The organism is Ruegeria sp. CH11 (assembly GCF_056537105.1).
Genome location: NZ_JBQFQX010000036.1, coordinates 1 through 7,995, shown reverse-complemented (window position 1 = coordinate 7,995; position 7,995 = coordinate 1). Strand labels below are relative to the sequence as shown.

The following is a 7,995-nucleotide window of genomic DNA, read 5'->3' as shown; positions in this document are numbered from 1 at the left end:
CCTAGACTGACGGGATGAAGGGAAGGCGGAAGCCTATTGAGTCCGCATCCTGAACGCGCCCAAACGGCGACTTCTTCAACACTATCTCCGCGCACCTGACCTCCGACGCCGTCCAGAGTTCGCAAGCGCAGCGAATGGCCGGTAGGACGGGCCGCACCGCGGCACCACGATCCTTGAGTCAAGGTCCGGAATGGGCCGAGTAAGTCACGGGAGAAAGGGCAGGGATCCTTACTGCACGGCTTCCGAGGTATGCTAGTTGCCCTTGAGCACTTCACCAATCAAATGGTGCATAACCTCTTTGTAGACGTTCGGATCGCCCCCATAGGTGATCTCAAGGGCGGCGCGATCAAACGCGGCCGACAACAAATTTGTAAAGGCATCGATCTGTTTTGGTGAATGCTTAGGAAGAGCCCGCGAAAGCCCTTCTCGAAGTTCTTCTGCTCCATTGGCCCGGGTCAACGCGACAGCAACGTTGTGCCCCAATACAGCTGGTGCCTCTTCCATAAGTAGGCGCACCCGACCTGGAACCAACATGGCATCAAAAAAGGCATTCGATCCTGTCACCATGGCCTGTTCGGGATCGGCAACATTGCGCGTTTCCTGGTCAATATGGTGTGAGATTGCTTTGGCCTCCTCTTCTGAGACGGCGCGGAAAAGGTCAGCCTTGTCCTTGAAATGATGATACAACGCGCCGCGGGTTACACCGGCCCTACGCACGATGTCTGGGGTTGCAGTATCGGCAAATCCCGAATTCACAAACAGTTCTCGGGCAGCCTTTACGAGTTTGGCACGCGTTTCGGCGCGTCGGTCTGCCTGGCTGCGTCGGGCGGGTTTTTCTGGGGGCAAATTTAACGGCTCCGATTGTCACTACAAGCACCTTACATACATCTTGCATGTATTTGCAAATTGATGATACATACACTGTGCATGTAAGTTAAGGAGATCAAAAATGCTTGTCACTCAATATTATCCGGTCATTCAGTCTGAAACGGTTTCTGAGACGGCAGAGTTCTATCAACGTCATTTTGGCTTCCGCGCAGCGTTCGAGGCGGATTGGTATGTGCATCTACAAAGTGAAGCGGATCCGTCGGTCAATCTCGCGGTCGTCCAGTCAGACCACGAGACAATCCCAGAGGTTTCCCGCGGTGCGTCTAAGGGTATGATCCTCAACTTTGAAGTCGAGGATGTCGACAAAGTGGACGAACGACTTCGGTCGGAAGGAGTTCCTGTCGCAAAGTCACTTGTGAGCGAGCCGTTTGGCCAACGCCATGCGATTTATCGTGATCCAAACGGGGTACTGATTGACGTCATCACTCAGATCCCACCCTCAGAGGAATTCCTGTCGCAATATGCAGCCGACGCGGTACCAAAGTGATTCAAAGATCCATAAAGATAAGTGATAAATGGGATAACGGTTGTGCGGCCACTTCGGGGTCGCACAATCTGAGCTGAGTTCAGTGAATCCGATGCTAGTGCCCAGAGGTGATGCTTGGACTGATGTGTTTGTGGATCGCAAGTAAATGTCGGAAAACGAAAGCTGGCATGCACCTTATGCCGTGGCGCAAACCCGGACCTGAGAGTATGTGAAAGCTGACAGTGAGCAATTGGCCATTTGCCGATTGAGCGCGGGTGGCCAAAACATGTTCGTATCGCCGCGACACTTTGACCGGTTGGGGCTATTGAAGGTGAGTTATCACCTCAAAACCTTCTTCGGGTGATGGTGCCACGAAATGCCGGTCTAATCGCCAATATTGTTCTTCCGTTGCAGCAAAGGCGTGCACGCCTTCTCGATTGCGCATGTGCAACCGACGCAAACAAACCTCATCTGGCAAGTCTAAGAAATGAAGCTGGTGCGCCGCGTCTGTGTCTTCCAGCAGGCGGCGCATCCAAGCCCTATTTTCAATCGTGTTAGCCGGAAAGTCGAGAACGACTGAAACACCGGCGTTCAGCAATGAAGTCACGTGCTGCCCCATGACCAGCCGCAGTTTCGCAGCACAATTTACATAATCCTGCAAGGTGTTCATCTGGTCGCCGAACAAGCTGCCCAGCCATTCATCTTCTGAAATGAGCACCGTCCCATCGCTGCTGGCAAGTTTCGCCGACAGACTGGATTTTCCTGAAGCGACTTTGCCACATAGCAAATGAAGCGTTGGAGTAACCTGTGTCATAGAGCGAGCTCCTGAATTACCTGATGGTTCCTGTGCTGAGCTGGTCCGCCAGTTGATCAAACACCAACCTGATCCTTCGTGCGGTATGCAACTCCGAGTGCGTCGCCAGCCAAATCGGGAACTTAAACGGCTCGCGGTTGGGGAGCACGCGTTCCATGCCGGGTGTCAAGGCAGCCACGTCATCCGACATTACACTGATGCCAAACCCTTGGCGTACAAGCTCCCAGGATACAATCCCGCTTTGCGAGCCAATCCTGAAATTCTTTCGAGTGACCTTTATGCCTGCCGGATCGAGAAAGCCAATCATCGTGTCAATGTCGCCAAATCCGACAAAGTCCAATTTCGCAAGCTCGGTTTTATTTTTTGGCCGACCGACCTGATCAAGGTACGCAGGTGCGGCGTAAAAATGCGCCGTGGCCTCGGCGACAAGCTTTGCCGTCAGATCTGGCTGCGTTGGGCGGACATGTCGGATGGCGATATCAGCCTCACGCCGCTGTATGTCTCGTAAGTCATTTGCGGCAACGACGTCGATCTCTAGCCGCGGTGCAGCAAGTCGGATCTTTTTTAATATTGGCGGCAGCTGATAGACAGACATCACATCGGACGCGGTGATCCTGACTTGCCCTTCGATAGTTTGCGACTGGCTTGTCGCGGTAAGTGAAATCCTGTGCGCGACATCCGCCATTTCTCTGACATGCAATAAAAGCTCCGCGCCCGCGGTCGTCAAAGTAAGCGACTTGCCGACTCTTTCAAACAGGGTAATGCCAAGCGCCGTTTCCAGCGCAGCAACTTGACGGCCGACAGTAGGTTGAGTTTGCTCAAGAACGCGTGCCGCTGCTGAAAACGAGCCTTCTTCGGCTGTCGCAAAAAAGGACCGCACCTGATTCCAGTCGAAATTGATGGCTTTCCAGTTCATGCATTAATGCATAACGCTTCTGCGACTTGTGGCAATTCAACAAATGAATGTTTGGAAGTATAGAATGCGGGTCCAACCTTGAAAGAGAGTAATGAAATGGCTGCATTGTCCAAGGATGCCGCGTTCTGGAGCAAAATTTCGCGGAAGTATTCGGCAGACCCGATCCGAGACATGGAAGGGTATCTGAACACACTTGAGCGTACAAAATCGTACCTGAAAGCAGAAGACAGCGTGCTGGAAATCGGGTGCGGAACGGGTTCCACCGCACTGCTGCTTGCACCGCATGTCGCCCACATCACGGCCACGGATCTCGCTCCGGGCATGATTGAGATTGCCGACGAGAAGCGCGATGAAGAGCGATTGGACAATGTCACTTTCAAGGTGGCCGAAGTTCTTGAGCACAAACTTGATGACGGTCATTACGATGCTGTCCTGGCGCATAACCTGCTTCATCTCCTGCCCGATCTGGACCAAGCGCTCAAGCACATTTCCACGCTGACAAAATCTGGTGGGCTCTTCATATCCAAAACCGTCTGCGCGCCTGAGAACGGTGGTTTCAAGTATGCGATGATCAGTCGGGTCGCGATCCCGGTCATGCAGTTACTTGGGAAAGCCCCATTTGTGGGTTTCGTGTCAGGACCGGTACTTGAGAGGAAAATTGTGAGCGCAGGCTTCGAAATCCTTTATACTTCTGATCAAACCTCGATGCTCCAGAGCCGTTACATAGTTGCGCAAAAATCTTGAAGCTTCCCTTCTCTCATCTTCGTTGCTGAAGTGATCTTTACGTTGCAATGTCTACCATTTGTCAGTCGCGAATGATCGAAGAGTTTGTCCCTGCTGATCATCCGTTAAGCGGCATTGACCGCTTCCTTGATCTATCGGAATTTGGCCCACTTTTGGCACCGTCTTAGAGATCTCACGGTTGCCTTGCGATTTATGCAGAGTCGATGATCCGGATTCTGCCTTTGTTGGGTTGTTGCCAACCCCTTCGATACGAGTAGCGGATCGGTACGGAGGTGCATGTCAATCTGGCTTACAGGTTTTTGAATGAGCCCAGAATTGTCAAGTCCTTGAGACAAGCATTCACCGGTCCAGAGCCTAACTGCATTAGAAATTGCGGGGGTATTGGCTCATCATTACCATCATCCCGAGGTCGTTCTGCAAGGCTTCGGGATTGCGGGCGATCACCTCGCGCAAAAAAGCGCGCTTTGCATATGCCTCTTCATGTTCTGGTAGTTTGCTTTCGACAGATGTTTTGTCGGTCATTGTGATGACCAGTTTCAGCGCGGACAGGTTGAATGCCGGGAACGTTAGTGTCATCGGATGATCCTCTTATTTGCGTTGAATTCAGCTTAAGGATCGGCTGATCGGGCTGGTATCCGCTCTGGCATTGTGCTGTTCTACGAAAATGAAGAGCGTTTTTCAGAGCCTTTCGGACGTGCGTGTTTTCCTTTCGGTTATACGTGAAGGTTCCACGCTTGGTGCTTCCAAGACGCTTGGAATGGCACAACCCACTGTCGCCAGACGGATAGAAGCGCTGGAACACACACTAAATTTGGTTCTGTTTGAACGGAGTACACAGGGCTTTCGGCCAACCCAAGATGCTTTGGCGCTGGTTGAGAGCGCTGAAGCGGTCGAACAGGCAGCCAAGAGTCTGGATGCACTGGCCGACCGATTGGCCTCTGCCAAGTCTTGCACAATTCGAGTTACGGCCGTGACAGACGCCTTTAACCCAAGGCTTTCTGCAATTCTCGAATCCTTCGTGGACAGCTATGGCAGGAAAGTAAAATTTGAACTGATCCCCAGTGATGCCTCTGTCGACATTTCCGGTGGCGACGTTGATGTTGCAATTAGATGGACAAATAGGAAGATAAATGATCCATCATTGATTTGTCGGAAACTAGCGTCGGTTAGCCTTTCGCTGTTTGCCTCAAAATCCTATGCGGCGAAATCTGATCTTCCGAATTCGGAAACAAGTATGGGTGGTCACAAATATCTGGTTTGGGGCGGTAAACTTGCCGACGATGCAATGAATCAATGGTTGCTTGAGCGTATTGAGCCCGAACAGGTCGCCATGACGTGTCAGGATTTCAAATCGATGGAGACCGCAGTTCAAATGGGTGCTGGTATCGGCACGCTTCTGACGCGTTTCATGAAAACCGACGAAACACTCGTCCAGTGTTTTGAGCTACCGGAAAGTCTGGCATCATCGGTTTGGTTGTTGGTGAATCCTTCCTCCTACCGCCGCCCCGAAGTCAAAGCATTCACGGCATTCTTTGCTCCACGATACAGCGCTCTAATTCGGGACACGTAGGGTTCGTATCTTTAACTACGGTAAATGTTTCTCAGGCGGTATAAAGCAGCTCTGGCCCGCTCTCTTGACCTGCGAGGTCCTGCGCATTTCGCCAGTGCCGAGAATGACCGCTTTGTTAAAGGCTGAAGCGCGCCTTGGCATAGTGTGATATAAGGCTGCGATGGACCGTCCTTGTTTTGGCGGTGCTGCCTGGAGCGGACAAGTTTTGCCATGCATCCAGTGAGAGCAGTGAGCCTTGATCGCCATTTATCGATGCGCACTGGCCCGTTCGAGCAGTTGATGCATTTCGTGGTCTTCAATGTCCAGTTCGTTCAAGTGGCCGACGAGGGTACGGAGGTAGTCGAAGTTCGAGCCAAGACCGCCTTCGGCTATTGCGATCATCTTCGCCGCCTCTTCTTGATTGAGGTGCGGCACATAGCGACGGTTGCTTCGATCCATAACGAATACCAGGGCTTCCACCAAACCTTGCGGTGTATCGACCTCAAGGAAACGCGGCTCATAAGCACCGGCAAACATTTCGCGATGCCACAGAAACTTTGTTTCCTGATCTACCAGACTAGCAGTTATTCTGAGGACAACGCCGTCACATTGCCCGCCTTTATCCAAAGCGGCCATTAGTCCCGGACGGTTGTGGCTGCCTCGCCCGCCTTCCAACCGCATACAGAAGCTGCGGTGCCAGCCTTGAAGAAGTCCGCGCCGGTATTCCGATACATGCACGGCTGGGTCCCAGATGAGCGAGCCATATGCAAACACCCAAAGGTCGGTCTTCAAGCGGCCGGCGAGGATCTCTTGCCGATTGGCCTCTCGGTCTTCATGGTCCATACGCCACCCTGGCGGCCACCCTTCTTCCAGCGCTTGTTCGTCAAGTTCAGCGAAACGTTCGTACCCGAACCGCATCTCGGACGTATCCGGTGGCGTAATTCTCCCACGCAAAGCGGGCGCGTGTCGAAACACATGATCTGGATGCGGCATCGAGCGCTCCTGCAGGAATATCGGCCTAGAAGCAACCATAAGACCGTCCATACCGGGTAGGAAGATCTGAAGGGCATGAAAACGCCCCTAGATGCCGATCCAACACCTCCCGCGCGAACGCCCGATTAGGGCAAATATCTGAATTCAAGTCAGGCTTCGATCGCAGATTTGACCTTAGCACAAACCCGGTCCAGACCCTGCGGATCCAGGTTTGTAGTCTTGCCGGGTAATGTGATTTTTCGGTCATGTCAGATTTCCTCGGTGATCCTGCATTTGCACTCCAGCATATGAAGCCGGGCGCTGTTCTGGTATCCGCGCAGAAGATGTGCTGTTCTACAATGATGAAGAACGAGTTCCGCGACTGGTCTGATATCCGAGTATTCCTGGCGGTGTTCCGAGAAGGATCCACGCTGGCAGCGTCACGAAAACTGGGTGTCGCTCAGCCAACTGTCGCTCGACGGATAGATGCGCTTGAGCAAGCAACAGGGCTTGTGCTCTTCGAAAGGGACACGCGAGGCTTCCAGCCGACCGATAATGCGCGTGCGCTGTTCACTTTGGCGGAAAGGATGGAAGCGGATGCCGTGGAACTAGTCAAAAAGGCACAGGACTTGTCTCGACCCCGGCCCATCCGCATCACTGCACCTGAGAATTTTGGCGAAACGACCATGGGCATCTTCAGTGCATTTGCCGCCGCTCATCCTGGTATTGCGATAAAGTTCGAGCACAGCATGCAGGTTCTTGATTTACTCAAGGGCGAAGCCGACATTGCGTTTCGCGTATCGAACGAGGATCATGATCCAGAACTCATCCAGCGCAAGCTCGGGATGGTCCGCTTCGCGCTGTATGGCTCGCAAGACTATGCAAACAGGTATCGGCTGCCATTGTCGCAACATGATATGACGGGGCACAGGTTTATCACGTTCCAAAACCCACACGGTCCTTCCCACACGCACGATTGGTTGGTTCGCCATGTCTCATCGGACCAGATCGCATCCTCATTCAACGAAATGTCAATGGTGGATGCTGCGGCGAAGGCAGGCCATGGCCTCGCCGTGTTACACACACGGTACGCAGATAATGAAGCTGGGCTTATCCGCTGCTCCGATCCAATAGAAGAGTTATCGGTGACAGTGACTTTGCTGATGTCCCCAGAAAGCTATCGCCGGCCCGAGGTCAAAACTTTCACTAAGTTCTTCGCCCCGCGTGTCACGGCAACGTTTAAGTCTTGATGGGTAGTAAGCCGACCCTCTTCGAAAAAACGGCAGCTGTGTTTCGCCCTTTATAAGCTCCTATCGATCCTGATTTTGCGGATGCGGCGAATGGCGGATTCGACGGGCCGCATCACCGCGCGTGGGTGCCCTTCAAGAGGAAGGAACATTTAGCCTTTAGTTCAGCGAATTCCCGGCTTGCGCCCACCCTGACGGCCAGTGCCGTTTGGCTTTTCCAAGTCCCACTGGTCCACAAAAGGATAGCGGCGGAAGGATGATAGCCACTATCAGCGATCATAAAATTACCTAATAGCGAAAGTGACATTCGGCCCATATCGGATGAGGTGGATGGCTCCTGCTCCACCGGCATCGAACGTGCCAAAGTGCAGTTGTTATCGACTGCTGGGAAAGGAGCCA

The 7,995-nt window shown here is 52.8% G+C and carries 10 protein-coding genes; 4 read left to right on the top strand and 6 right to left on the bottom strand.

The genetic code is table 11. From position 1 onward, the window contains the following. Positions 1-252: 252 nt before the first annotated feature. On the bottom strand, positions 253-846 hold the full coding sequence (locus ACR0LX_RS22730) for a TetR/AcrR family transcriptional regulator (RefSeq protein WP_480785603.1): 594 nt from the start codon (positions 844-846) through the stop codon (positions 253-255). 103 nt (positions 847-949) lie between these two features. On the opposite strand from ACR0LX_RS22730, the gene ACR0LX_RS22725 reads away from it, so the two are divergent. Further along, positions 950-1,375 (top strand): VOC family protein, encoded by a 426-nt coding sequence (locus tag ACR0LX_RS22725; protein WP_480785602.1) that lies wholly within the window; start codon positions 950-952, stop codon positions 1,373-1,375. A gap of 301 nt (positions 1,376-1,676) precedes the next feature. On the opposite strand, the gene ACR0LX_RS22720 is transcribed toward ACR0LX_RS22725, so the two are convergent. Both ACR0LX_RS22720 and ACR0LX_RS22715 read right to left on the bottom strand, forming a co-directional pair. Next, positions 1,677-2,168, bottom strand: a complete 492-nt coding sequence (locus ACR0LX_RS22720; RefSeq protein ID WP_480785601.1) for a P-loop nucleotide/nucleoside kinase family protein — start codon at positions 2,166-2,168, stop codon at positions 1,677-1,679. Between the two features lie 16 nt (positions 2,169-2,184). After that, positions 2,185-3,084, bottom strand: a complete 900-nt coding sequence (locus tag ACR0LX_RS22715) for a LysR family transcriptional regulator (protein WP_480785600.1) — start codon at positions 3,082-3,084, stop codon at positions 2,185-2,187. 96 nt (positions 3,085-3,180) lie between these two features. Here ACR0LX_RS22715 and ACR0LX_RS22710 point away from each other — a divergent pair, with 96 nt between their 5' ends. After that, positions 3,181-3,828, top strand: a complete 648-nt coding sequence (locus ACR0LX_RS22710) for a class I SAM-dependent methyltransferase (RefSeq protein WP_480785599.1) — start codon at positions 3,181-3,183, stop codon at positions 3,826-3,828. 363 nt (positions 3,829-4,191) lie between these two features. On the opposite strand, the gene ACR0LX_RS22705 is transcribed toward ACR0LX_RS22710, so the two are convergent. Next, entirely contained in the window at positions 4,192-4,404 is a 213-nt protein-coding gene (locus tag ACR0LX_RS22705; RefSeq protein ID WP_480785598.1) for a hypothetical protein, read from the bottom strand. Between the two features lie 88 nt (positions 4,405-4,492). Here ACR0LX_RS22705 and ACR0LX_RS22700 point away from each other — a divergent pair, with 88 nt between their 5' ends. Next, positions 4,493-5,398, top strand: a complete 906-nt coding sequence (locus ACR0LX_RS22700) for a LysR family transcriptional regulator (RefSeq protein WP_480785597.1) — start codon at positions 4,493-4,495, stop codon at positions 5,396-5,398. Between the two features lie 246 nt (positions 5,399-5,644). Here the strand turns inward: ACR0LX_RS22700 and ACR0LX_RS22695 are convergent, their stop codons facing one another. Continuing rightward, positions 5,645-6,220 carry a gamma-glutamylcyclotransferase gene (locus tag ACR0LX_RS22695; protein WP_480785596.1) on the bottom strand — a complete coding sequence of 192 codons (576 nt, stop codon included), beginning with the start codon at positions 6,218-6,220 and terminating at the stop codon, positions 5,645-5,647. A gap of 395 nt (positions 6,221-6,615) precedes the next feature. On the opposite strand from ACR0LX_RS22695, the gene ACR0LX_RS22690 reads away from it, so the two are divergent. After that, the gene (locus ACR0LX_RS22690) at positions 6,616-7,599 is read left to right on the top strand and encodes a LysR family transcriptional regulator (protein ID WP_480785595.1); all 984 of its coding nucleotides are present in this window, start codon (positions 6,616-6,618) and stop codon (positions 7,597-7,599) included. Positions 7,600-7,711: 112 nt separating this feature from the next. On the opposite strand, the gene ACR0LX_RS22685 is transcribed toward ACR0LX_RS22690, so the two are convergent. Next, positions 7,712-7,995, bottom strand: a 284-nt coding sequence (locus ACR0LX_RS22685; protein ID WP_480785594.1) for a hypothetical protein, incomplete at its 5' end; no start/stop codon positions are given.

Excerpts from the sequence above, each read along its gene's own strand:
- ACR0LX_RS22725 (WP_480785602.1), top strand. The coding sequence starts at position 950 with ATGCTTGTCACTCAATATTATCCGGTCATTCAGTCTGAAACGGTTTCT.
- ACR0LX_RS22720 (WP_480785601.1), bottom strand. The coding sequence starts at position 2,168 with ATGACACAGGTTACTCCAACGCTTCATTTGCTATGTGGCAAAGTCGCT.
- ACR0LX_RS22715 (WP_480785600.1), bottom strand. The coding sequence starts at position 3,084 with ATGAACTGGAAAGCCATCAATTTCGACTGGAATCAGGTGCGGTCCTTT.
- ACR0LX_RS22710 (WP_480785599.1), top strand. The coding sequence starts at position 3,181 with ATGGCTGCATTGTCCAAGGATGCCGCGTTCTGGAGCAAAATTTCGCGG.
- ACR0LX_RS22705 (WP_480785598.1), bottom strand. The coding sequence starts at position 4,404 with ATGACACTAACGTTCCCGGCATTCAACCTGTCCGCGCTGAAACTGGTC.
- ACR0LX_RS22700 (WP_480785597.1), top strand. The coding sequence starts at position 4,493 with ATGAAGAGCGTTTTTCAGAGCCTTTCGGACGTGCGTGTTTTCCTTTCG.
- ACR0LX_RS22695 (WP_480785596.1), bottom strand. The coding sequence starts at position 6,220 with ATGGACCATGAAGACCGAGAGGCCAATCGGCAAGAGATCCTCGCCGGC.
- ACR0LX_RS22690 (WP_480785595.1), top strand. The coding sequence starts at position 6,616 with ATGTCAGATTTCCTCGGTGATCCTGCATTTGCACTCCAGCATATGAAG.